We start from the raw sequence: 21,458 nt of genomic DNA, 5'->3' as shown, positions 1-21,458 counted from the left end.
GCCGGATCGGACGATCCCGATCTCCCCTAGCTCTCAACCTTGCCTGGAATAATTTGGAGAGCAATCGGAATTGCAGCTCGACCCTTGCGTCGATGGTCCGAAACAGAAACGCCCGCGGCCGCCCCTTTTGCAGGGGAAAACCGCGGGCGTGGCAATCAGCTTGTTAGGGCTCAGGCTTGCTGGATCGCCGAGAGCTGCCAGTCGCCGCCGTTCTGGCGCACGAAGGTCCACAGCTCAGTCGTCTCGGTCGGCTCTTTTTTCGTCGCCGTCCACCACTTCGCCGGTCGTGCGGTTGCGGGTCACGTCGATCGACGAATAATTCATCGCCGCCGTGGCGTAGTCGCGGTCGCCTTCGCTCCAGCTTTCGGCAATGTCGGCCTGCAAAAGCTGGACGTCGGTCACGTCATTGCGCACGCCATTCTGGGCGTTGTCGGCCAATTCCTCGGAGAGATACGACACCATTTCCGGCGTCACCAGACGGCGCAGCGCCTTGTGGTCTTCGCGGCCGAAGGCTTCCTGTACCTCGCTCAGCATGCGCTGGAAGGTGTCGAGATCTTCGCCAGATACTGTGATGTCCTTGCTCACCGGCTGCTTAGGTGCTGCTTCAGTGCGGCTGCCGCCGATACTCGGGATGCTGAACGAGCGGCTGCCGCCATTGGCCTTGCCGGGTTGTTCAGGTGCAGCATTGCGGTAGTTGAAATTGCCGCCACCGGCACCGGCACCGGCCATCGCCGGGCCGGAATTTTGCACCTGTCGCGAGCGGAAGAAGCGCAAGGCGAGCCAGATGGCGCCGCCGATCAGCAGCAATTGCATCAGCATGCCGAACATGCCGGCGAGACCGCCAAAGCCCTGGCCCATCATCATGCCGAGCAGGCCGCCCATCAACAGGCCGCCGATCATCGCGCCGCCGAAGCCGCCCATGAAGCCGGGACGCTGCTGCGCGGCAGCACCGGGACGCGCCGCATTGGTGGCCGGGTTGGTCGCCTGGCCGGTGTTCGGTGTCATCGAGCGTTCGACCGGCGCGGCTGGCTGCGGCGCGGTGCGGGTCGGCGGTGCCGACTGGAAGGTGCGCGCTCCCCTGCTGCCGAAGCTGCCGCCGCGACGCGCATCGGCCTGGTCGACGGCGACCATGGAGAATGCAAGGAACAACCCTGCGAACAGTGTGGCAAAGCGGGTCGTTCTGGACATCGTCATCGGCAGTTCCTCGTAGAGCGGTAATGTCGACCCTCATATAATGACTAACAACTGTAGTGTCAGGGTTTGAGCGTCAAGTTTTGGCAGATTCTTGCCGAAATCCGCCAAAACATTGATTTATAACGGTTTTAGTCGCAGCTTAGGCCATCATTTGTGGCTCTGCTGGGAGGTTCAGCGGCTGCGGCCGTCGAATGGGATGCGCTTGAGCGTCGTCAGATCGATCTCTTCGATGCAGCGTACATTGATCGCCGCGGTCTTCTCGCCGCTCGGGCTGACACCCATGCCGAACGGCGCGCAGCCGCAGTTCGGGCAGAACATGTGGTCGATGACGTGCTTGTTGAACTTGTAGGTCGCCAGACGCTCCGGCGGCGTGGTGACCGTCAGCTTGTCGCGCGGCACGAACCACAACAGGTAGCCCTTGCGGCTGCAATGCGAGCAGTTGCATTCGATGGCACTGGCTGGCTCGCCCTCGACCTCGAACGAGACGTTTCCGCAGTGGCAGCTTCCCTTGGCCATGAGCCCTCTCCTCCTCGTGTTTGTTTTGCGCGCAAGGCTTAGCGCCCGTCCCTTGGCCTGACAATCGCATCCGGAAACGGCTGCCTCCGGAAACGGCCGCAACCGCGGCTCGGCACCACGCCCAATGTGCGTTGGAAATCCCAAAACAGTGATTTTTAGCGACATAAGCCGCGTTTTTCGCCGTCCGGCCTGTGCATCGTAACAAAACTGACATGGTCCCGACATTGCAGCTTCACGTCCCGGGTCTAGGCCGGTCGCAGACAAGGGCGAAAAAGCCCGCCGGGACAGGGAAGCCAAGATGCTCGAAATCCGCAACGTGACGCGCCGCTTTGGCAAGAACGTCGCCGTCAATGGCGTCAATCTTCAGATCCAGCAGGGCCAGATGGTCGGCATCATCGGCCGCTCCGGTGCCGGCAAGTCGACGCTGCTCAAGACAATCAACCGCCTGATCGACCCGAGCCAGGGCTCGATCGTCTTCGACGGCACCGAAGTGTCGTCGCTGCGCGGTCCGGCACTGCGGCGCTGGCAGCGCGACTGCGCCATGATCTTCCAGCAATTCAACCTGGTGCCGCGCCTCGACGTGCTGACCAACGTGCTGCTCGGTCGTCTCAACCACCGTTCGACCACGCTCAACCTGCTTTCGATCTTCTCGCGTGAAGAGCGCATCCGGGCGATCGCCGCGCTCGAACGCCTCGACATCGCCCGCACGGCACTCCAGCCGGCCGGAACCCTGTCGGGCGGCCAGCAGCAGCGTGTCGCCATTGCGCGTGCCCTGATGCAGGAGCCGAAGCTGATCCTCGCCGACGAGCCGATCGCTTCGCTCGACCCGCTCAACGCCAAGGTGGTGATGGACGCTCTGCGCGACATCAACCTGCGCGACGGCATCACTGTCATCACCAATCTGCACACGCTCGACACCGCCCGCACCTACTGCAACCGCATTATCGGCATGCAGGGCGGCGCGGTGGTGTTCGACGGCGCGCCCGAAGACCTCACCATCGAGGCCGTCCGCCTCGTCTACGGTGCCGACGCCGACGGCTCTGAAATTTCCGAAGCCATCACCTCGACCAGCATCCGCCAGGTCAAGGTCAGGGTGCCCCTATCCGCCGCACCGCTCGAACCGGCCTACGCCCCGGTCTGAGCCTGCTCGCGTTCGTCTCGCCCGCGTCAAGGGCCGGCAATCATCAACTGCAATGACCCGGCATGCCGCCGGGCCAAACTGGAGAACTGTGATGTTCAAGAAAGCACTCCTGGGTGCCGCTTCGCTCGCCGTGCTGGCGATCGGTTCGGCCAATGCCGCCGACCTCAAGGAATTCCGCATCGGCCTGATCGGCGGCGAAAACGAAGCCGACCGCCTGCGCAACTTCCAGTGCCTCGTCGACCAGCTGCCCAAGGCCATCGGCGTCGAGAAGGTGTCGCTGTTCCCGGCCGCCGACTATGACGGCACCATCCAGGGCCTGCTCGGCGGCACGCTCGACTACGCCGAGCTCGGCGCTTCGGGCTACGCCAAGATCTACCTGCAGAGCAAGGACGCGGTCGAGCCGATCCTGACCACCGTCCAGACCGACGGCGCCACCGGCTACTACTCGATCATGGTCGCCAAGAAGGACTCGGGCGTCACCAAGCTCGAAGACCTCAAGGGCAAGAAGCTCGGCTTCGCCGATCCGGACTCGACCTCGGGCTACCTGATCCCGGTCACCTCGCTGCCGAAGGATCTCGGCGGTGTCGCCGTCAAGGACTACTTTGCCGAGACCGGCTTCGGCGGCGGTCATGAGAACCTCGTCCTCGAAGTGCTCAAGGGCACCTTCGACGCCGGCACGACCTTCGGTTCGGGCGTCGGCGAGTTCAAGGACGGCTACACCTCGGGCAACCTCAAGAAGATGGTCGACAAGGGCATCCTCGACATGGACGACCTGGTCGAAGTCTGGAAGTCGCCGCTGATCCCGAACGGCCCGATCGTCGTTCGCACCTCGCTCGACGCCGACATCAAGACCAAGTTCAAGGACTACATGATGAAGCTGCCGCAGACCGATCCGGCCTGCTTCTCGGCCATCCAGGGCGGCGATTTCAAAGGCTTCACCGAAGTCACCCCTGAGTTCTACCAGCCTGTGATCGACGCCCGTAAGGCGCAGATCGGCAGCTAAGCCCCGAAGGCACCTCGGACGCGCCGCGCAGCAATCGCGGCGCGTCCCTTTTTATCCGGGATCGGACGGAACCCCAATGACAATGCCCCTCTCGGAAGCCGGCCTCGCGGTCGAGCAGCACTGGCGTGAGCTCGCCAGCCGCCGCCGCCTCTATACGGCGGCTAGCCTGTTCTTCCTCTTCATCGCGCTGTCCGGATCGCTCTGGTTTGCCAATGACAGCAATGCCGGCAAGTTCTTCGACCGGCTGCCGCATTTCTTCGACTTCGTCGACCAGCTGATCCCGCGCGACGGCTTCGAGGTCTGGCGCGCCATGTTCGACCTGCCCTCGCCCTATGCCGACGGCAGCCTGAAGTTCGATTATCCCGAAGGTCGGATGTATCTGTTCGGCTCGTTCTATTTGCCCGAATACGTCTACAAGATGCTGGAGACGATCAACATCGCGCTCGTCTCGACGCTGATCGGTTTCGCCTTCGGCTTCCTGCTCTGCTTCCTCGCCGCATCCAACCTCGTCACCCAGCGCTGGCTGCGCTTTTTCGTCCGTCGTTTCCTCGAAATCCTGCGCGCCTTCCCCGAGATCGTCATCGCCGGCTTCTTCCTCGCCATCCTGTCGATGGGCGCGATACCGGCGATCATCGCGGTGTCGCTGCACACCATCGGCGCGCTCGGAAAGATGTTCTTCGAGGTCGTCGAGAACGCCGACATGAAGGCCGACGAAGGCCTGCGCGCCGTCGGCGGCAACTGGCCCGAGCGTGTCTGGTTCGGCATCGTGCCGCAGGTGATGCCCAATTTCCTGAGCTACGGCCTGCTGCGCCTCGAGATCAATGTCCGCGCCTCGACCATCATCGGCGCTGTCGGCGGTGGTGGCATCGGCGAGGCGCTGCGCCTGTCGATCAGCCGCAACCACGAGGCCAAGACCATCGCCATCATCATCCTCCTGTTTTGCACCATCGTCGCGGTCGACCAGTTCTCTGCCTGGCTGCGCAAGAGACTGGTCGGCGAACAGGCCTTTGCCTTCGGCCGTGGGGACTAAGATCATGACCACGCTTTCCCTCACCGACATGCAGGCGATCGCCGAGCGCCATCCCGACGTCTTTGCCGGTTCCTGGCGCAAGACCTTGACCGGCTGGGCCGTCGGTATCGGCCTTGTCGCCTATCTCGCCTTCGCCTGGTGGTTTTTCGCAGTCGGTGCCGTGCTTGCCGGCGGCAACTGGGGTATCGCCGGCACCTATCTCGCCGACTGGGTTTCCTACGAGGTGCGTCCGCAGATCGATTTCAAGGGCGACCGCCTCGACATCAGCTACCCCCGGTTCTCGGCTTACCGCGCCGACCGGCACCCGCAATGGCTGAGCTTCGAACAGCCGTCGGCAACCGCCTCCGCCGCTTCGGCCAACAAGGCGTCGGCCAGCCGCGTGACCGTCGAGATCGACGGCAGCGACCGCATCGAGGTCACCCCGACCAGCGTCGTCGTGACAAACGGCGGAGAGACGCTCGATATTTCAGTCATGCCGGAAAAGAGCATCACCGTTAGCGGCGAACTGCCGTCCTGGGCGACCCAGAAAAAGCCAGGCGAAAAGATCACTGTCGATTTCGGTTTTGCCGGCAGCGCCCAGATCGATGCCGACGACGTCAACATCCGCCACCGCTTCCTCGGCTGGGAAAACTTCTTCTTCGATGGCCACTCGCCCTATTGGGGCAAGTCGACCGGCGAGGTCCTGTCGCTGCTCTTGTCAGGCGAACGCATCGATCCGAAGATGTCGAACGCAGCACTTGCCTGGGACAACATCGTCAACAACTCCGAATGGCAGCATGGCGACGTCTGGATCAAGCTGCTGCAGACCATCGTCATGGCCTTTGTCGGCACGTTGTTCGCCAGCCTGCTCGCCTTCCCGCTGGCATTTCTGGCAGCCCGCAACATCACCCAGAACCGCCTGGTCAACCAGGTCGCCAAGCGCTTCTTCGACTTCCTGCGCTCGGTCGACATGCTGATCTGGGCACTGTTTTTCACCCGCGCCTTCGGTCCCGGGCCGATCGCCGGCATCTCGGCGATCTTCTTCACCGACACCGGCACCTTCGGCAAGCTCTACTCCGAGGCGCTGGAAAACATCGATGACAAGCAGCGCGAAGGCATGCGCTCGGTCGGCGCTTCGCCTGTTTCAGTCCAGCGTTACGGCGTGGTGCCGCAGGTCCTGCCGGTGCTGATCAGCCAGTCGCTCTATTTCTGGGAATCGAACACGCGCTCGGCGACCATCATCGGCGCGGTCGGGGCCGGCGGCATCGGCCTGAAGCTGTGGGAAGCGATGCGCACCAATTCCGACTGGGAAAACGTCGCCTATATGGTGCTGCTGATCCTGATCGTGGTGTTCATCTTCGACAATATTTCAACCGCATTGCGCCAGCGACTGATCGGCAAGAAGGCCAGCGACTGAACATCTGTGGCCGGCCATTGCAAATCATGAGAAGTCGGCCACTACTTCGTCAAACTGTCACGCAAATCATCTATCGCACGGCCTTCCAAGGAACCTTCCATGCGCTACGCCATCTATTTCACGCCCGAGCATGACGACCCGCTGTGCCGCATCGCGGCCGGCTGGCTCGGGCGCGATGCATTTGGCGGCGCTGTCACCCCGGCCAAAGCGTTCGGCGACCTGTCGGCTGCCGAGGTGGCGTTCCATACGGCGGCGGCCAGGCGCTATGGATTCCATGCCACGCTCAAGGCGCCATTCCGCCTTGCCGACGGCAAGACCGAGCCTGCCCTGATCGACGCGGTCGAGACCTATGCTTCCGATGCAGTGCCGTTCGACATACCGCGCCTGACGCTCGCCCAGATCGACGGCTTCTTCGCGCTCGTTCCCACAGCGCCTTTGCCTGAACTCGACCGTTTCGCCGGCGACGTCGTGACGGTGTTCGAACCGTTCCGCGCACCGTTGAGCGACGCCGAGATCGCCCGCCGCAATCCCGATGCGCTGTCGCCGCGCGAATGCCGCAACCTCAGCCAGTGGGGCTATCCCTACGTATTCGACACCTTCCGCTTCCACATGACACTGACTGGCCGCATCGCGGCCGAGGAAACATCGCGCGTCCGCGCCGCAATCGAAGAATGCCTGGGCGATGTGCTCGACAAGCCGGTGCCCATCGACGGGCTTGCGCTCTTTGTCGAGCCGGCCGCCGGCGCGCCATTCGAAGTCCGAAGCCATCATGTGCTGGGCAAGCAAGCCGAAAGAAAGACCGCCTGAGATGACCGACCTTGTCTTGAAGAATGCCCGTATCGTCCTTGCCGACGAGGTGATCGACGGTTCGATCGTCGTGCGCGACGGCAAGATCGCAGAGATTTCGACCGGCCGCAGCGCCATCGGCGAGGACATGGGCGGCGACTTCGTCATCCCGGGCCTGGTCGAGCTCCACACCGACCATCTCGAAGGCCACTATGCGCCGCGCCCGCGCGTGCGCTGGAACCCGATCGCCGCCGTGCTCGCACACGATGCCCAAGTAGCGTCCGCCGGCATCACCACCGTCTTCGACGCGCTGCGTGTCGGCATCGACGAAGACGCCGATATGACCTCCGCCGACATGCGCCTGCTCGCCAATGCGATCGAAGACAGCGTGCGCGCCGATCGCGTCCGCGCCGATCACTTCATCCATCTGCGCTGCGAAGTCTCGGCCAGCGACTGCCAGGACAGCTTTGCCGTCTTCGACGGCGACGACCGGGTCAAGCTGGCGTCGCTGATGGATCACGCGCCGGGCCAGCGCCAGTTCGTCGACCTTGAGACCTATGCCTATTACTACCAGCGCAAGCTGAAGCTGAACGACGTCGAGTTCCAGGCTTTCTGCAACAAGCGCATGGACGACTCCGCCCGCAACTCCAGGCCGAATCGCGATGTCATTTCGGCTGCGTGCCACGCCCGCGGCATCGTTCTGGCAAGCCATGACGACGCCACATCAGCCCATGTCGACGAAGCGATCGCCCAGGGCATCCGCGTCGCCGAATTCCCGACCACGCTTGAGGCCGCCAACGCCTCCAAGGGTGCCGGCCTCGGCGTCTTGATGGGCGCGCCCAACGTCATGCGCGGCGCCTCTCATTCCGGCAACGTCTCGGCGCGCGCGCTTGCCGAGCACGGCCTGCTCGACATCCTGTCGTCCGACTACATCCCCTTCAGCCTGATCCAGTCGGCCTTCTTCCTCGGCGAAGTCGTCGACGGCATCTCGCTGCCGCAGGCGATGGCGATGGTGTCGAAGAACCCTGCCGACGCCGTCGGTCTCACCGACCGCGGCGTCATCGAGGCCGGCCGTCGTGGCGACCTGGTGCGGGTGCGGGTCGACGAGCATGTGCCGGTCGTGCGCACCGTCTGGCGCGAAGGCCGCCGGGTCGCCTAACCCTCGATCTTCTCTTCGTCGTTGAGGCCGATCAGCGTCTGCTCCATGTCGGGCTCATCGCCGGAACAGACACACAGCATCTCGGCATCGCCCTCGCCCACCGAGAGGTAGGCGTGGCCCATGGTCGAGTCGATATAGACGCTTTCGCCTTCCTTGAGCCGCACTGGCGCATATTGCTCGGTGTGGACCTCGATCTCGCCTTTCAGCACGATCAGGAATTCCTCGCCGGCGTGGCTGGTCAGCGGGCCGAATTGCTCGAGCGTGCGGGCGCGGGCATTGGCCAGGATCGGCACCATGCGCTTCCGCACCAGATCGGTGGCGAGATAGAAATAGTCGTAGTTGCGTGTCAGCTGGCGCAGCGTCGTCGTCTTTGACGTCACCGAGCGGCGGGTGCGCGCCGAAGGCTGCTTGGAGTCGCCGCTGAGCAGTTCGGTGACATGGATGCCGAGCCCGCCACAGATCTGCAGCAGCTTGTCGTAGGTCAACGACATCTGGTCGTTCTCGACCTTCGACAGCGTCGACACCGCCACGCCAGTGAGATGGCTGACGTCCTGAAGCGTCCAGCCATGCTGCCGTCTCAGGTTGCGCAGGCAGTCGCCAAGATTCGGCTGTTCCGACATGGTCATCTCCATCACCCGCCTGTGTTAGCTATTCCAACTTCACTCGGCAAGATTCACCCATATTTTTCCTATACGCTAATTATTGACTGCATCAGAAAATGATTTTACGAATGGCCATGCATTCCAAGTCCCACGCCCAAAAAGTAATCGTCATTGGTGGCGGCATTGCCGGCCTTTCGATCGCAGCCGCCGTCCAGCAATGGGCGCAGGTCACGGTCATCGAGCGCGAATCCCAGCTTGGCTATCATGCCAGCGGACGCTCCGCCGCCCTGTTCACCGAGACCTATGGCAATGCCCTGGTGCGCGCGCTTTCGGTGGCGAGCCGGCAGGCGATCATCGACGGCGGCTTCGTCGAGCATAAGCGCGGCGCCTTGCATTTTGGCGGACCCGACGACGACGACGCCATCGACAAGCTGGCGGCGGAATACCAGGCCCTGGTGCCGAGCGTGCGGCGCCTGTCGCCGGGCGAGGTCGCGGCCATGGTTCCAGCCATCGCTGCCGAGCGAACCTGCGGTGCGGTCTACGAACCCGGCGCCGTCGACATCGACACCGGCAAGATGGTCCAGGCCCAGGCGTCGGCGCTGAAGGCCGCCGGCGGCAGCATCGTCACCGGCGCCGACGTGCTTGAAATCAAGCGCACGCCGCAAGGCTTCCGTGTCGTCACCTCGACCGGCATCCATGAGGGCGACATCGTCGTCAACGCCGCTGGCGCCTGGGTCGACGTCATCGCCGGTCGCGCCGGCCTGTCCGGCCTCGGCTTCGCCCCCAAGCGGCGCACCGCCTTCCTGTTCGATCCGCCCGCCGGCATCGACGTCCGCAGCTGGCCGCTCGTCGTTGACCTGCACGAGCGCTTCTATTTCAAGCCGGATGCAAGTCGCCTGATAGGCTCGCTTGCCGACGAGGCGGACACCGAGCCTTGCGACGCCTATCCGGAAGACATCGACGTCGCCACCGCCGCCTACAACATCGAAGAAGTCACCGGCCTTGATGTCGGCAGGCCGTCGACGCCATGGGCCGGGCTGCGCACCTTTGCGCCCGACCGCACGCCGGTCGTCGGCTTCGACCCGCGCCTGCCCGGTTTCTTCTGGCTCGGCGGCCAGGGCGGCTACGGCTTCCAGGTATCGCTGACGCTGGCACGCCTCGGCTCGGCGCTGATGCGCGGTGAGCCGCTGCCAGATGATCTCGTCGAACTCGGCGTGACTTACGGCGCGCTCGCGCCGGATCGTTTCGTGCAGCCGGACGCCGAGCACGCCGTGAGCACTTAGACCTCAGTCCAAACGAATGTTGGCGTGCGGAGGGGAGGAGAACCGCCGCGCGGCAGCAGCAATCAAAAAAGGGAGCGATAACAATGACATCTTCAGGCGCGATTCTGCGTACGGCGCTTGTCGCCTCGACCATGCTGTTCGGCGGCCAAGCCTACGCCAAGACGCTTGTCTACTGCTCGGAGGCCAGCCCCGAGACCTTCAATCCGATGCTGACAGTCGCCGACTCCACCATGGATGCGGCCGCCAAGACGATCTTCAACCGCCTCGTCGAGTTCAAGCCTGGTACCACCGAAGTCGGGCCCGCTCTCGCCGAGAAGTGGGACGTTTCCGAAGACGGCAAGGTCTACACCTTCCATCTCCGCAAGGGCGTCAAGTTCCACTCCAACGAGACGTTCACGCCGTCGCGCGAGTTCAACGCCGACGACGTGCTCTACACCTTCAATCGCCAGCGCGACGCCACCAACCCGTACTACAAGCTGGCCAACGCCTCGTACGAGTATTTCAACGCGCTCGGCATGGGCTCGATGATCACAAACATCGAGAAGGTCGACGACTACACCGTGCGCTTCACCCTGCCGACGGCGAACGTCACCTTCCTGCCTGGCATAGCACTCGACTATCTCTCGATCCTGTCGCTCGAGCAGACCGAAAAGATGGTCGCTGCCGGAACGCCTGAGGTCATCGACCAGCGGCCTGTCGGCACCGGACCCTTCGTGCTCCAGGCCTACCAGCAGGACGCGCAGATTCGCTACGCCGCCAACAAGGACTACTGGAACGGCGCGCCCAAGATCGACACGCTGATCTTCGCCATCACGCCTGAGCCGGTGGTTCGCGTCACCCGCGTCAAGGCCAACGAATGCCAGGTCGCCGCCCCGCCCCCGGCTGCCGCCCTTGCCGAGCTCAAGGACAACCCGGACGTCGACATCCTCAGCCAGCCGGGCCAGAACATCGGCTCCGTCGGCTTCAACACCGAGCACAAGCCGCTGGGCGACGTGCGCGTGCGCATAGCACTTGCCAAGGCGATCAACCGCCAGGCGATCGTCGAGGCGGTCTATCAGGGCGCCGGCAGCCTTGCCGGTAGCGTCGTGCCACCAATGCAGCTGGGCGCAGTCACCGACGCTGCCATCGACTACGACCCCGAAGGTGCCAAGAAGCTGCTTCAGGAAGCGGGCCTGGATGCCGGCACCAACATCAAGCTGTGGGCGATGCCGGTGTCGCGCCCCTACAACCCCAACGCCCGCCGCATGGCCGAGATGATCCAGGCCGACTGGGCCGCTGTCGGCGTCAAGTCTGAGGTCGTCACCTTCGAATGGGGCGAGTATCTGACCCGCACCGGCAAGGGCGAACACGACGCCTATCTGCTCGGCGGCTCGAGCGACAATGGCGATCCCGACAACATGCTCTCCTTCTCCTTTGCCTGCGACGGCGTGAAGGGCGGTTCGAACCGGTCGCGCTGGTGCAACGAGGCATTCGACAAGCTGCTCGAGGCAGGTCGCGTCACCGCCGATCCGGAGAAGCGCGCCGAGATCTACCGCCAGGCTCAGGCGATCCTGAAAGCCGAGGTGCCGGAGGCGCCGATCGCCCACTCGGTGGTCTCGATCCCGGTGCGCAAGAGCGTGCTCAACTATGTGATGGACCCGTTCGGCCGGCAGAATTTTGCCGCCGTCGACATCGCCGAATAGGCCACGACGAAGAAGGGCAGACCGTCATGCTCGAAGAATTGAACTGTCTGCTCGAAACCTACCGCGCCGAGGGCGCGGTAGGCGCCTCGTTTGCCTTCGCACTCGGCGATGGCGATCTCGTGGCCGTCACATCAGGCCTGGCCGACCGCCCGCGCAACGTTCCGGTCACGCCCGACCATCTGTTCAAGATCGGCAGCTGCACCAAGACCTTCGTCGCCGCAGCACTGATGAAGCTCGCCGAGGAGGGCAAGGTCGATCTCGGCGAACCGATTTCGAAATGGTTCCCTGATCTGCCCCGCCCCGACGAGGTCTCGGTGCGTCAGCTGATCAACCATCGCGGCGGCCTGCCCGAATTCGAATATGACATCCCGATGGACCCGAGCAGGTCCTGGACGCCGTCGCAGCTGGTCGATCTCGCCTTCAGCGTCGGTGCCCAGAAAGCCCCGGGCGGGCCTGCCGTCTACAACAACACCGGCTATGTGCTGGCCGGCATGCTGATCGAGGCGGTATCAGGACTTTCGCTGGGCGCGTATGTGCGCGGAAAAGTGCTCGACCCGCTCGGCCTCAAGGACACCTGGTCGCCGGCGACCGAAAATTTCCCGACCGGGCGCATGGTGCGCGGCTACTACCACCGCCCAAAACCTGCATCCGACGCGGCAACTGGCATCGCCGAGGGCGGCGAGATGTGGCGCATGGATGGCGTGCTGCCCTACTCCGACGAGTTGCAGGATTCCTCCGACAGCTTTCCCTTCTCCGGCGCCTATGGCTGCGGCGACATGGTATCGACGCCGCGCGACATGGTCGTTTTCATGCGCGCACTGTTTAGCGGTCGGCTGTTGCCGGCATCGCTGTTCCGCGAGATGAGCGAAAACCGCGCCGAGGTCAGCTTCCCGGGAACCCGCATGCGTGAGACAGGTGCCGGCCTGTTCCAGAGCAGCTACGCCGATCGCCTGTTCTACGGCCATCAGGGCGGCATTCCGGGCTACGTCACCGTCATGCAGCACGAGCCGAGGTCGGGCTTGACGGTCGCCATGACCTGCAATGCCGGCTCGGGCAACCGCCTGTCCTATTACGCCAGCAGCATGCACCCGGTGTTCGACCAGGCAATCAGGGTGATCCTGCGCGGCTAGTGCATCGGCCCGGAAACCGGGACCGATTTTCGCAAAGCACGATGCGCAGCTTCAACAGTCGGAGTGTCATTTTGCGTCCATTCGGACGCACGGCGCCCCAGAGTTCAGACGCCCAGGCCGGCGGCCATCTGGCGAAGGTCAACGCCGAGTTCGGACGTCACCTCCAGCGCGCGGTCGTCGCGCGCTGGAGCATCATTCACCTGATGATGCGCAGCCAGCACGCGGTCGCGCTCGCGGATCAGGGTCTTGATCTCTTCCGAATAGAGATCGACCACTGCACTCAGCCAGCGATTGACCAGATAGGATGGCCGGGCGAAATGCAGGTCGAAGCGTGGCAGCAGCGCAATCGTCGCCTCCGCTTCCAGCCAGTTGTCACCGACGACCCATTGGTTGACGGTGAACAGGCGCAGCAGCCGACCATAAGCATCGACGCCGACCGCCACGATGTGGTGGATCGGCCCTTTCGCGCCTTCCGGCCGCACGAAACAATGGAAATGGCCGTGCTCGGCCTGCCCCTGCTGCGGCGGGTGGCTATGGTAATACCACTGCGCCCCGGTCGCGGGATCGAACACGTCGCCCGGGGGAAAATGCTCCCACGCAGCGACCGACTTTGCCTCGCGCAGCGTCTCGAGCAGCACGTTGCTGCCCGATTTCGCCAGCACCTGTTCGCAGAACAACGCCTGCCGCGCCGCTTCTGACCTTGCTTCGTCCATCACCGGCCTCCGGGCAGCAGCTTGGCCTATTGCGGCTGGGCCGCGCAAGGCGAAGCGGTGGGTGCGGCGGCACAAGGTGCTGCTGCAGCGCAAGGCGCCGGAACCGCCGCGCATGGGGAGGCAGCAGCACATGGCGCTGCGGCCGCCGGAGCAGGTGCAGCCGAGCACGGCGAAGCTGCCGAACACGGAGACGCTGCCGCGCAAGGAGATGCCGCAGCACAGGGAGCCGCAGCAGAACATGGCGAAGCGGCCGAGCACGGCGAGGCTGCGGCACAAGGCGAACCTGCGGCGCACGGATTTCCGGCAGCGCAAGGCGTCGCCGGTGCGGTGGCAGCGGGTGCTGGCTTGGGTGCGGCAAAGCGGGTGTGGTCGACAGCGACCGCCGAGGTGGCGGCGAGGAAGGCCGTGCCGAACAGGAGGGTGTTGCGCGCGCTCATTTCTTGAACCCATCGAGCCCGAACAGCGGACGCAGCGCGACACCGCCGTGGCTGCCGACAAAGGCCGAGGCAAACCACAGCCAGCCATGCACGCTGCCCGAGGCGATGCCCGAGAACAACGCGCCGACATTGCAGCCGAAGGAAAGGCGCGCGCCATAGCCCATCAACACACCGCCGATGGCCGCAGCAAGGAACGAGGCGAACGGCACATGCACCTTGGGGGCGAACTTGCCGGCAAGCCCGGCGGCCAGTGCAGCACCTAGAATGATGCCGAAATTCATCACCGAGGTGACGTCGGCGAGCACGCTCGAGCCCAGCGCCTTGGCCGGCCCAGGCCAGTTCCAGAACGCCCAGGTCTCGACGGGCACGCCGACCGCCTGCGCCACCTTGGCGCCCCATAGGCCGAAGCCGAAGGTCACCGACCAGGGGTGGCCGGCTGTGACGAGCGTTGCGATGTTCAGTCCGGCGAGCACAAGCCCTGCCCCGATCAGTGGCCACGGGCCATGCAACAGACGGGCAACGCCCTGGCGCGGCGCAGGCTTCACCTTTTCAATGCTGCCATGGGCGCGGCGCTCGACCAGCACGGTGAGGCCAGCGACGGTGGCAAGACCAACGAGCGTGACGATCACCCCGCCCGGCACGCCAAGCATCTTGCCCAGGCTGATCTCCGGCAGCGACGGCAGCGCCAGCCACCACGGCAGATGCGCGGTGCCGATGACCGCCCCGACGATGAAGAAGATCAGCGTCACCAGCATGCGTGAGCTGCCGCCACCGACGGTGAACAGCGTGCCCGAGCCGCAGCCACCGCCGAGTTGCATGCCGAGGCCGAACATCGCGGCGCCGACCAGCACCGACACGCCAACCGGCGCGAAGGCGCCGACAAGCGCCTGGCCGTTGAAGCTGCCGAGCGCCAGAAGCGGAATGAAGACAATGGCGGCAGCCGCGATCATCAGCATCTGGGCGCGGATCGCATTGCCGCGCCGCTCGACGACAAAACGCCGCCAGCCGCCGGTGAAGCCGAAGGAGGCGTGGTACAGCGTCAGGCCGAGCAGGCCGCCGATGACAAACAGCACCGCCTGGCGCGCGTCGATCGCCTGGCCGATGGCAACAGCGCCAAGGATCAAGGCAAGCCCGACGAAGACGACAGGCCCCTTGTCGAGGTTGACGCCTGCGACAGGGGCCGGCGCGGTGGCATTTATCTCAGTCATTTCAATTCAGTCCGGGAAAAGTCGAAGTCTACGCATGGCCTCTGCAGATGACGATGTCCAGGATCGCTCCTGGACATCGTCATGGCGGCCTGCGCTTGTGGCAATCAGTTGCCGGGCTGCACCGGGCGGGCCGGATCGGCGGCCCACTCGGCCATCGAGCCGTCATACATCTTGGTGTTCTTGTTGCCTTCGATCTCGCTCAGGCCGAACCAGACAACCGACGCCCAGTGGCCGGTGTTGCAGAAGGCGATGTTCTGCTCGTCCTTGGCAAGGCCGACGGACTGCGAAAGGCTGCCCACGGTTTCCTTCGAGGCGAACGAAGCCTTGTCGGCATCATAGAGCTTGCTGTTTTCGAGGTTCTTCGAGCCGGGGATGGTGCCGGCAACGCGGACGACCGGGCTCTTCGCCTCGCCCTTGAACTGCGCGGCCGGGCGGCCGTCGATCAGCTTGATGCCTTCGGCGCGTGCCTTCTCGACATCGGCGGTGGTGGCCAGAAGCTCGGTCTTGAGCTCGCCATCAAAAGCAACTGCCACAGGCTTGGCAACTTCGGTGGAGACTTCGCCGCCGGCTGCCTCCCAGGCGCGTGCGCCGCCGTCGAGGATCGACACCGCGTCATGGCCCAGGACCTTGAAGGTCCAGTAGACGCGGGTGGCGCCGCCGAATTCTGAGGAGTCGGTACCGTTCGGCACGATCACGACATGGCTGTCATTGCTCACGCCGAGGTCGCCGATGGTCTTGGTGATGGTCTCCAGCGGCGGCAGCATGCCGGGAACGCCGTTCACCTCGGCGCGCCAGCCTGCCGTCGCATAAGGCGCGCTGACGGCACCTGGCACGTGGCCCTTGGCATAGGGGCTGTTGCCGTCCTTGGCAGCGTCGCGCACGTCGATCACGACGAGGCTCTTGTGGCCGAGGTTGGCTTTGAGCCAGGCGGCGTCGACAAGCGGCTTGTCGGTCAGGCGCTCGGCCAGTGCGCCGGTGGCGAAAGCCAGGCCGGCAGTAACGACGGCGGCAAACAGAGAAAAGCGCATCGGACAACTCCAGGGAAAAAGATTTTAAAAACGAGCGTTGGCTACATTTATAATCCGGTATCGCCCCGCAAACACGGCATCACAGTCCCAAATTGGCGCTTCCGTCGAAACGCAATACGCAATAAGGCCACAGAGAAGGAAAAACATTCCTCGTCTCAACTTGCATGTTCATATGCAGAATAAAGAATATAACCCCTTCACAAATTGGTCTATTACGACGACTTTCTGATCAACGCCGCCGAGCCGATGATTTGGGCCGCAGCAAAGGCTCATGAGGGGACAGAGGCATGCGTTTGCTCAAGGCCATGGTTGCAGCGATATTCGGGACAGCTCTCGCCGTCTCGGTTGCGTTTGCCCATACGCCAGACGATACGCTGGTCGTTGCCGATGCCATTGACGACGTAGTCACGCTCGACCCGGGCGAAGTCGGCGAAGTTGGCGGCGTGCTCACCAGCAGCCAGATCTATCAGTCGCTGGTCAGCTTTGACGTCAACGACCCCACCAGGATCGTCGGCTTGCTCGCCGAAAGCTGGACGATTTCACCCGACGGCAAGACCTTCACCTTCAAGATGAACCCGAAAGCCCGTTTTGCCTCGGGCAATCCGGTGACGGCATGGGACGCCGAATTCTCGCTCAGGCGGGTCATTCACCTCAAGTCGCGCTCGGCCTTCATCATCGGCCAGTTCGGTTTCTCGCCTGACAATGTCGACGACCGTATCAAGGCGCTCGACGACCAGACCCTGGTCATCACGATCGCCGACACCTATTCGCCGAGCTTCCTGTTTTACTGCCTGTCGTCCTACATGGGCGCCATCGTCGACAGCAAAACCGTCAAGGCGCACGAAGTCGATGGCGACTCCGGCAATGGCTGGCTCAAGGCGCAGAACTCAGCCGGATCAGGTCCGTTTGTGCTCAGCAAATGGCAGCCCAGGGAGTCGATCCTGCTCACGCGCAACGACAACTACTGGGGCACGCCGGCCAAAGTCGAGCACGTCCTGATCCGCCATGTCGCCGAAAGCTCGGCCCAGCGCTGGTTGCTCGAAAGCGACGAGATCGACATCGCCAACCGGCTCGGGCCGAGCGATTTCGATACCCTCACCAACAACCCGAAACTGGCCATCGTCCACGGCCGCTCGGGCAACATCTATTACATGGGCCTCAACGTCCGGAACCAGTATCTCGCCAATCCCAAGGTGGTCGAGGCGATGAAGTATCTCGTCGACTACCAGGGCATCGTCGACACCATTTCGCGCGGCACCATGGAAGTGCATCAGACGCTGGTGCCGAACGGGTTCCTCGGCGCCATTGCCTACAAGCCGTTCAGCTTTGACCTCGAAAAGGCGAAGGCGCTTCTGGCTGAAGGCGGGGTCAGCGGCGAGTTCTCCCTCGACATGGTGGTATGGGACACGCAGCCTTTCACCGATTTCGCCAAGGCGATCCAGGCGACCATGGCGCAGGCGGGCGTGCAGCTCAACCTGCAGGTAGTCGGCGGCCGCGAATGGCTCGACCGCTACCGCAACCACGACCTCGACATCTGGCTTGGCCTGTGGGGGCCCGACTACCCCGATCCGCACTCCAACGCCAAGGCGTTCGCCGTCAACAAGCAGGACGCGCCCGACGGCTCCGACAGTCTGGCCGACCGCTTCGGCTGGAACGCCGGCGCGCTTTCACCCGATGCCATGGCCGCCGTGCGCGAACAGGACACGGCCAAGCGCAAGGCCATGTATGAGGCGATCCAGAAGGTGCACACAGACACCTCCCCTTTCATCATGATGTTCCAGGAAGTGCGCAAGCTTGGCGTCAGCGCGCGGATCAAAGGCCTGATGATGGGCACGACCTTCGCCGACGACCGCTATTGGGCCGTGTCCAAGTAGTCGCTCCGGCACAAAGCCAGTCTCCAGACGCCCATCAACAAAAGAACCGGGCGGCAAGTTGCCGCCCGGCTGTTTTAGCGTGTTGCCAGATCAGGTTCGGCTAGGCTCAGTCGTCACTACCGCCGCCGCCACCGCCGCCGCCGCCGCCACCGCCGCCGCCGCCACCGCCGCCGCCGCCGCCACCGCCGCCGCCGCCGCCACCGCCGCCGCCACCGCCGCCGCCACCGCCGCCGCCGCCACCGCCGCCGCCACCGCCGCCGCCACCGCCGCCGGAATCACCGTCGTCGCCGGAACCACCGTCGTCGCCACCATCATCGCCGCCGCCGCCACCGCCGCCGCCGCCACCGCCGCCAGGGTTACCGCCGTCGTCAGGGTTACCGCCTGGGTTTCCGCCTGGGTTTCCGCCTGGGTTGCCGCCAGGGCCTCCAGGGGTGCCATTGTCACCGTCATCAGCGGTGCCACCGTCATCGTTCTCGCCGCCGGCCAGTACGGCCGCAATCAGCGACGTTGTCAGCGGTGGGCACTGGGCCAACTGATCGGACGACATGACGCTGCTGCGATTGATCGCAATGCAGCACATTTCATAGTTGCCTTGGGTGAGGGGTTGGCATTGCGCGGCCGTCATGCGCGGCCGGATGTTGCTCTGGGCAGATGCGGGGAAAGCGAAGCTGACTGCCGCAAGAGCCGAGGAAACCAGCAGAATCGTCTGGATCCTGCGCACGCAGGTTGGGTACGTCGTCATTTCTTCCTCCTAAGGGAAAAAACGCGCCCGTCCCCAAACTGGCGCTATGATCACGTGTTCCGATCATCGGAAACACTTTGTTAATCATACAACCTTTTGAAATCGGTGCAAAGATCGCTCTCATGGGTTGATTTATCTAGCTCTAATATGCTGTCTGCTAGTACCCGTTGAGAGGGGGAACAGCACATGCAAAAGTTCGCGGCGCTCGTTGCGATCGCCTTGATTTCCGCTGGCTGCAGCCAGTCTGCCACCTCAGGATCAAGCATGAGCACAGTCGGCTATGCTTTTGCCCCGCCGGCGGCAAACACCTTTTGCGCTAGACAACCCGGACTATGCAGCACCGCCGGCAAGACCAAGGTGATGGCGCTTAACGAGGCGCGCTTGAGCGACCTCAAGAAGGTCAATTCCGCGGTCAACCAGCGCATCAGCCAACGCGAGGACATCGCCACCACCGGACGCAATGACGACTGGCGACTGCCGACATCGGTGGGGGATTGCGAAGACATCGCCATCCTCAAGAAGAATGAGTTGCGCAAGCTCGGCTGGCCGGCCTCGACCCTGCTGTTGACCGTCGCCACATATGGCGGCGCAGGACACACGGTGCTGACGGTTCGCACCGACAGCGGCGATCTCATTTTGGATAACCGCACCGGCGCCATCAGGAACTGGAAGAGCACGCCCTATCGCTACTTTGCACGGCAGTCGCAATCCGGAAACGGCAAGTGGATGCGCATCGGCGCCTGAACCAGCTCGGCTTCGTTCAATGCGGAAACGCATTGTCCTCGACGATCTTCCAAATCTGCCGGTTGATGTCCCTGATCGCCTCTATCGAGGCCGAGATGCGGTGCATCTCGTTGTCGTCGAGTTCTTCGTTCTTGCCGTAGCGAACGCTATCCTTGCTGTCGAAGATGCGCATCAGCTGGGTGCTGGCCCGCGTACCTGTCTCGTCGAACGAATAGATGCAATGGCTGTATTTGTTGCGCAGCTTGCCCTGGTGCGTCAGTTGGTCGGCGACCGAAAGCACGGCGTCGCGGCAGGCCTGCGGAGTCTTCGCCATCTTGGCGAGCCGCTCGACGAGATCGAGGCGCGCGCGTGTCGTATTCAGCGTCAGGAAGATGATGATCGCCGTTTCCTTGTCAACCTTGGCAAGACCGGCGATCAGATAGATGAGCAGGCTTTCGGTGTTGGTCCAGGTGTAATTGAGCTGGCCAACGGTAAGCAGCACGTCCTGGAAACGCGGCATCTCGCACTCATGACAACGTTTGCTGCGCATGAAGCACGGCGACATCGCCGACGCGTCGTTCGCCGCCGCTATCCCGCCGCTTGTGATAAACCGCCGCCGCTTCGGTGCGGTTGTGGGCACCGAGCTTGGTGATGATATTGTGCAGGTGGATCTTCACCGTGTGCTCGGAAAGCCCGAGTGCAGCGGCGATCAGCTTGTTCTGCAATCCGCGGGCGACCATGGCCAGAATCTGCAATTCCCGTTCTGTCAGATCGTCGAAATCGTCCACCTCGTTGTCTTGCGGGACTTGTGCCTTCGGTGGGGCGTCGAAACTGATGGCAGGTCCGGTAGCGCCGGCGCGCCGCCGCTCGATGATCGGCTCGAACAGTGACAGCGGGAAATATTCGCCGCCGCGCAAAACCAGGCGGACCACCGACAGCCAGACGTCAAGCTTCAGGTTCATCGGCAGAACGCCACGCACATTGCGCGCAGTGACCACGTCGCGGATCGAAACCTCCTGCCGACCGTCTTCCTGGATCAGCATGATCTGCGCCGAAGGATGCAGAAGCGCCAACCGTTCGGACTGAGCTGCGACCTCAGGCAGTTGCTTGGCCTCCACCAGGATCAGCGATACAGGGGCATCAAAGCCGACACAGGCGTCGGCAAGTGTCGGCACCTGATCGACAGTGATCCAGTGAAACTCGCGTTCGATCGCAAAGATCAGGCTCTCCGACACGAAATCGGCCGGAGCAACGATCAGCAACGTCTTGCAGGTTTTCTGTGCGGAGCCGTCCGCTCCGTTAGCGCGGCGTGCGCTGGGAATTGCCACTCGGTACATTTGGTCACCCACCCAATGTTCACAAATGCGCGTCTTTTTTCCCCCAGTTGCCGCCATTGGGGAGCATTATTTAGACACCATATACCGCTTGTTAACGGTTCGGTATATGCAAGATGAGCTACAGGAAGACCCGATGTAGCCCTTCCGGACAATTGAGCGATCGAGCGAGCTAGCCTTTCGGCCTATTTCGACTGGCCCACCGAGCGATCATCGGCGTCGATATTTGATGCGATGCAAGCAGCCGGAACCTGGGCAATTCTGCCGCAAATGACTCTCAATTGTACACTTGTGGCAAGAGGTCAATATTTCTGACCGATTATCGGCTGCAATATCTAGATCACCGCTGCGACTTCTTGGCGTGCTGACCCAAACAGCCTAGCGCGAACTGTCAGCTTACAATTTCCCGGTCTCGGCCACAGACTTTGTTGGTTCCGCCACCATGGGCATGGCGTATCCGGGGCTTCAGAATTGAAC

General features: G+C 63.3%; 20 protein-coding genes and 1 pseudogene. 12 read left to right on the top strand and 9 right to left on the bottom strand.

All coding sequences use genetic code 11. The annotated features are described in order from the left end of the window. Window positions 1–170 precede the first annotated feature (170 nt). Together ACHMW7_RS11655 and ACHMW7_RS11650 are read right to left on the bottom strand one after the other, a co-directional pair. Window positions 171–1,194: pseudogene (locus ACHMW7_RS11655) on the bottom strand (Tim44 domain-containing protein). A gap of 171 nt (window positions 1,195–1,365) precedes the next feature. Then, the gene (locus ACHMW7_RS11650) at window positions 1,366–1,710 is read right to left on the bottom strand and encodes a GFA family protein (RefSeq protein ID WP_395450396.1); all 345 of its coding nucleotides are present in this window, start codon (window positions 1,708–1,710) and stop codon (window positions 1,366–1,368) included. A gap of 298 nt (window positions 1,711–2,008) precedes the next feature. On the opposite strand from ACHMW7_RS11650, the gene phnC reads away from it, so the two are divergent. From phnC to ACHMW7_RS11620, 6 genes are all read left to right on the top strand, one after another. After that, window positions 2,009–2,851: a phosphonate ABC transporter ATP-binding protein gene (gene phnC, locus ACHMW7_RS11645; protein WP_395450395.1), complete on the top strand. Its 843-nt coding sequence runs from the start codon at window positions 2,009–2,011 to the stop codon at window positions 2,849–2,851. 91 nt (window positions 2,852–2,942) lie between these two features. Then, entirely contained in the window at window positions 2,943–3,854 is a 912-nt protein-coding gene (phnD, locus tag ACHMW7_RS11640; protein ID WP_395450394.1) for a phosphonate ABC transporter substrate-binding protein, read from the top strand. Between the two features lie 76 nt (window positions 3,855–3,930). Then, window positions 3,931–4,884: a phosphonate ABC transporter, permease protein PhnE gene (gene phnE, locus ACHMW7_RS11635; protein WP_395450393.1), complete on the top strand. Its 954-nt coding sequence runs from the start codon at window positions 3,931–3,933 to the stop codon at window positions 4,882–4,884. 4 nt (window positions 4,885–4,888) lie between these two features. After that, window positions 4,889–6,280, top strand: a complete 1,392-nt coding sequence (phnE, locus tag ACHMW7_RS11630; RefSeq protein ID WP_395450392.1) for a phosphonate ABC transporter, permease protein PhnE — start codon at window positions 4,889–4,891, stop codon at window positions 6,278–6,280. 99 nt (window positions 6,281–6,379) lie between these two features. Beyond that, the gene (locus tag ACHMW7_RS11625; RefSeq protein WP_395450391.1) at window positions 6,380–7,087 is read left to right on the top strand and encodes a DUF1045 domain-containing protein; all 708 of its coding nucleotides are present in this window, start codon (window positions 6,380–6,382) and stop codon (window positions 7,085–7,087) included. Between the two features lies 1 nt (window position 7,088). After that, window positions 7,089–8,225, top strand: coding sequence for an alpha-D-ribose 1-methylphosphonate 5-triphosphate diphosphatase (locus tag ACHMW7_RS11620; protein ID WP_395450390.1), 1,137 nt, complete (start codon window positions 7,089–7,091; stop codon window positions 8,223–8,225). On the opposite strand, the gene ACHMW7_RS11615 is transcribed toward ACHMW7_RS11620, so the two are convergent. Further along, complete coding sequence (locus ACHMW7_RS11615; protein ID WP_395450389.1) at window positions 8,222–8,845, bottom strand: helix-turn-helix domain-containing protein; 624 nt, start codon at window positions 8,843–8,845, stop codon at window positions 8,222–8,224. The two genes, ACHMW7_RS11620 and ACHMW7_RS11615, sit on opposite strands and share 4 nt — an antisense overlap. A 110-nt stretch (window positions 8,846–8,955) precedes the next feature. On the opposite strand from ACHMW7_RS11615, the gene ACHMW7_RS11610 reads away from it, so the two are divergent. From ACHMW7_RS11610 to ACHMW7_RS11600, 3 genes are all read left to right on the top strand, one after another. Next, entirely contained in the window at window positions 8,956–10,110 is a 1,155-nt protein-coding gene (locus ACHMW7_RS11610) for an NAD(P)/FAD-dependent oxidoreductase (RefSeq protein ID WP_395450388.1), read from the top strand. A gap of 83 nt (window positions 10,111–10,193) precedes the next feature. Further along, window positions 10,194–11,792 (top strand): ABC transporter substrate-binding protein, encoded by a 1,599-nt coding sequence (locus ACHMW7_RS11605; RefSeq protein WP_395450387.1) that lies wholly within the window; start codon window positions 10,194–10,196, stop codon window positions 11,790–11,792. A gap of 26 nt (window positions 11,793–11,818) precedes the next feature. Further along, a complete protein-coding gene (locus tag ACHMW7_RS11600; RefSeq protein WP_395450386.1) occupies window positions 11,819–12,922 on the top strand; it encodes a serine hydrolase domain-containing protein in 1,104 nt (367 codons plus the stop codon). Window positions 12,923–13,026: 104 nt separating this feature from the next. Here ACHMW7_RS11600 and ACHMW7_RS11595 read toward each other — a convergent pair whose 3' ends face one another. Then, window positions 13,027–13,638, bottom strand: coding sequence for a DUF6969 family protein (locus tag ACHMW7_RS11595; RefSeq protein WP_395450385.1), 612 nt, complete (start codon window positions 13,636–13,638; stop codon window positions 13,027–13,029). An 18-nt stretch (window positions 13,639–13,656) separates the two neighbouring features. On the opposite strand from ACHMW7_RS11595, the gene ACHMW7_RS11590 reads away from it, so the two are divergent. Then, a complete protein-coding gene (locus tag ACHMW7_RS11590) occupies window positions 13,657–14,079 on the top strand; it encodes a hypothetical protein (protein ID WP_395450384.1) in 423 nt (140 codons plus the stop codon). On the opposite strand, the gene ACHMW7_RS11585 is transcribed toward ACHMW7_RS11590, so the two are convergent. Together ACHMW7_RS11585 and ACHMW7_RS11580 are read right to left on the bottom strand one after the other, a co-directional pair. After that, window positions 14,069–15,280: a YeeE/YedE family protein gene (locus ACHMW7_RS11585; protein ID WP_395450383.1), complete on the bottom strand. Its 1,212-nt coding sequence runs from the start codon at window positions 15,278–15,280 to the stop codon at window positions 14,069–14,071. The two genes, ACHMW7_RS11590 and ACHMW7_RS11585, sit on opposite strands and share 11 nt — an antisense overlap. Window positions 15,281–15,384: 104 nt before the next feature. After that, window positions 15,385–16,308 carry a sulfurtransferase gene (locus ACHMW7_RS11580; protein WP_395450382.1) on the bottom strand — a complete coding sequence of 308 codons (924 nt, stop codon included), beginning with the start codon at window positions 16,306–16,308 and terminating at the stop codon, window positions 15,385–15,387. 287 nt (window positions 16,309–16,595) lie between these two features. Here ACHMW7_RS11580 and ACHMW7_RS11575 point away from each other — a divergent pair, with 287 nt between their 5' ends. Next, window positions 16,596–18,182, top strand: a complete 1,587-nt coding sequence (locus ACHMW7_RS11575; RefSeq protein WP_395450381.1) for an ABC transporter substrate-binding protein — start codon at window positions 16,596–16,598, stop codon at window positions 18,180–18,182. A 106-nt stretch (window positions 18,183–18,288) separates the two neighbouring features. Here ACHMW7_RS11575 and ACHMW7_RS11570 read toward each other — a convergent pair whose 3' ends face one another. Continuing rightward, complete coding sequence (locus tag ACHMW7_RS11570; RefSeq protein WP_395450380.1) at window positions 18,289–18,924, bottom strand: hypothetical protein; 636 nt, start codon at window positions 18,922–18,924, stop codon at window positions 18,289–18,291. Window positions 18,925–19,110: 186 nt separating this feature from the next. On the opposite strand from ACHMW7_RS11570, the gene ACHMW7_RS11565 reads away from it, so the two are divergent. Further along, window positions 19,111–19,668, top strand: coding sequence for a transglutaminase-like cysteine peptidase (locus ACHMW7_RS11565; protein ID WP_395450379.1), 558 nt, complete (start codon window positions 19,111–19,113; stop codon window positions 19,666–19,668). Between the two features lie 16 nt (window positions 19,669–19,684). On the opposite strand, the gene ACHMW7_RS11560 is transcribed toward ACHMW7_RS11565, so the two are convergent. Continuing rightward, the gene (locus ACHMW7_RS11560; protein WP_115731024.1) at window positions 19,685–20,167 is read right to left on the bottom strand and encodes a hypothetical protein; all 483 of its coding nucleotides are present in this window, start codon (window positions 20,165–20,167) and stop codon (window positions 19,685–19,687) included. A 7-nt stretch (window positions 20,168–20,174) separates the two neighbouring features. Next, entirely contained in the window at window positions 20,175–21,041 is an 867-nt protein-coding gene (locus tag ACHMW7_RS11555) for a LuxR C-terminal-related transcriptional regulator (RefSeq protein WP_395450378.1), read from the bottom strand. Between the last annotated feature and the right edge of the window lie 417 nt (window positions 21,042–21,458).

This window comes from Aminobacter sp. UC22_36, assembly GCF_044056035.1.
In the GTDB taxonomy this organism is placed as follows: Bacteria; Pseudomonadota; Alphaproteobacteria; order Rhizobiales; family Rhizobiaceae; genus Aminobacter.
Note: the sequence above shows the minus strand (reverse complement) of the source record. Positions and strands in the feature narration are given on the sequence as shown.

Bases quoted from the DNA above. Each gene is read 5' to 3' on its own strand.
- ACHMW7_RS11650 (WP_395450396.1), bottom strand. From the start codon at position 1,710: ATGGCCAAGGGAAGCTGCCACTGCGGAAACGTCTCGTTCGAGGTCGAG.
- phnC (WP_395450395.1), top strand. From the start codon at position 2,009: ATGCTCGAAATCCGCAACGTGACGCGCCGCTTTGGCAAGAACGTCGCC.
- phnD (WP_395450394.1), top strand. From the start codon at position 2,943: ATGTTCAAGAAAGCACTCCTGGGTGCCGCTTCGCTCGCCGTGCTGGCG.
- phnE (WP_395450393.1), top strand. From the start codon at position 3,931: ATGACAATGCCCCTCTCGGAAGCCGGCCTCGCGGTCGAGCAGCACTGG.
- phnE (WP_395450392.1), top strand. From the start codon at position 4,889: ATGACCACGCTTTCCCTCACCGACATGCAGGCGATCGCCGAGCGCCAT.
- ACHMW7_RS11625 (WP_395450391.1), top strand. From the start codon at position 6,380: ATGCGCTACGCCATCTATTTCACGCCCGAGCATGACGACCCGCTGTGC.
- ACHMW7_RS11620 (WP_395450390.1), top strand. From the start codon at position 7,089: ATGACCGACCTTGTCTTGAAGAATGCCCGTATCGTCCTTGCCGACGAG.
- ACHMW7_RS11615 (WP_395450389.1), bottom strand. From the start codon at position 8,845: ATGTCGGAACAGCCGAATCTTGGCGACTGCCTGCGCAACCTGAGACGG.
- ACHMW7_RS11610 (WP_395450388.1), top strand. From the start codon at position 8,956: ATGGCCATGCATTCCAAGTCCCACGCCCAAAAAGTAATCGTCATTGGT.
- ACHMW7_RS11605 (WP_395450387.1), top strand. From the start codon at position 10,194: ATGACATCTTCAGGCGCGATTCTGCGTACGGCGCTTGTCGCCTCGACC.
- ACHMW7_RS11600 (WP_395450386.1), top strand. From the start codon at position 11,819: ATGCTCGAAGAATTGAACTGTCTGCTCGAAACCTACCGCGCCGAGGGC.
- ACHMW7_RS11585 (WP_395450383.1), bottom strand. From the start codon at position 15,280: ATGACTGAGATAAATGCCACCGCGCCGGCCCCTGTCGCAGGCGTCAAC.
- ACHMW7_RS11580 (WP_395450382.1), bottom strand. From the start codon at position 16,308: ATGCGCTTTTCTCTGTTTGCCGCCGTCGTTACTGCCGGCCTGGCTTTC.
- ACHMW7_RS11575 (WP_395450381.1), top strand. From the start codon at position 16,596: ATGCGTTTGCTCAAGGCCATGGTTGCAGCGATATTCGGGACAGCTCTC.
- ACHMW7_RS11570 (WP_395450380.1), bottom strand. From the start codon at position 18,924: ATGACGACGTACCCAACCTGCGTGCGCAGGATCCAGACGATTCTGCTG.
- ACHMW7_RS11565 (WP_395450379.1), top strand. From the start codon at position 19,111: ATGCAAAAGTTCGCGGCGCTCGTTGCGATCGCCTTGATTTCCGCTGGC.
- ACHMW7_RS11560 (WP_115731024.1), bottom strand. From the start codon at position 20,167: ATGCCGCGTTTCCAGGACGTGCTGCTTACCGTTGGCCAGCTCAATTAC.
- ACHMW7_RS11555 (WP_395450378.1), bottom strand. From the start codon at position 21,041: ATGGCGGCAACTGGGGGAAAAAAGACGCGCATTTGTGAACATTGGGTG.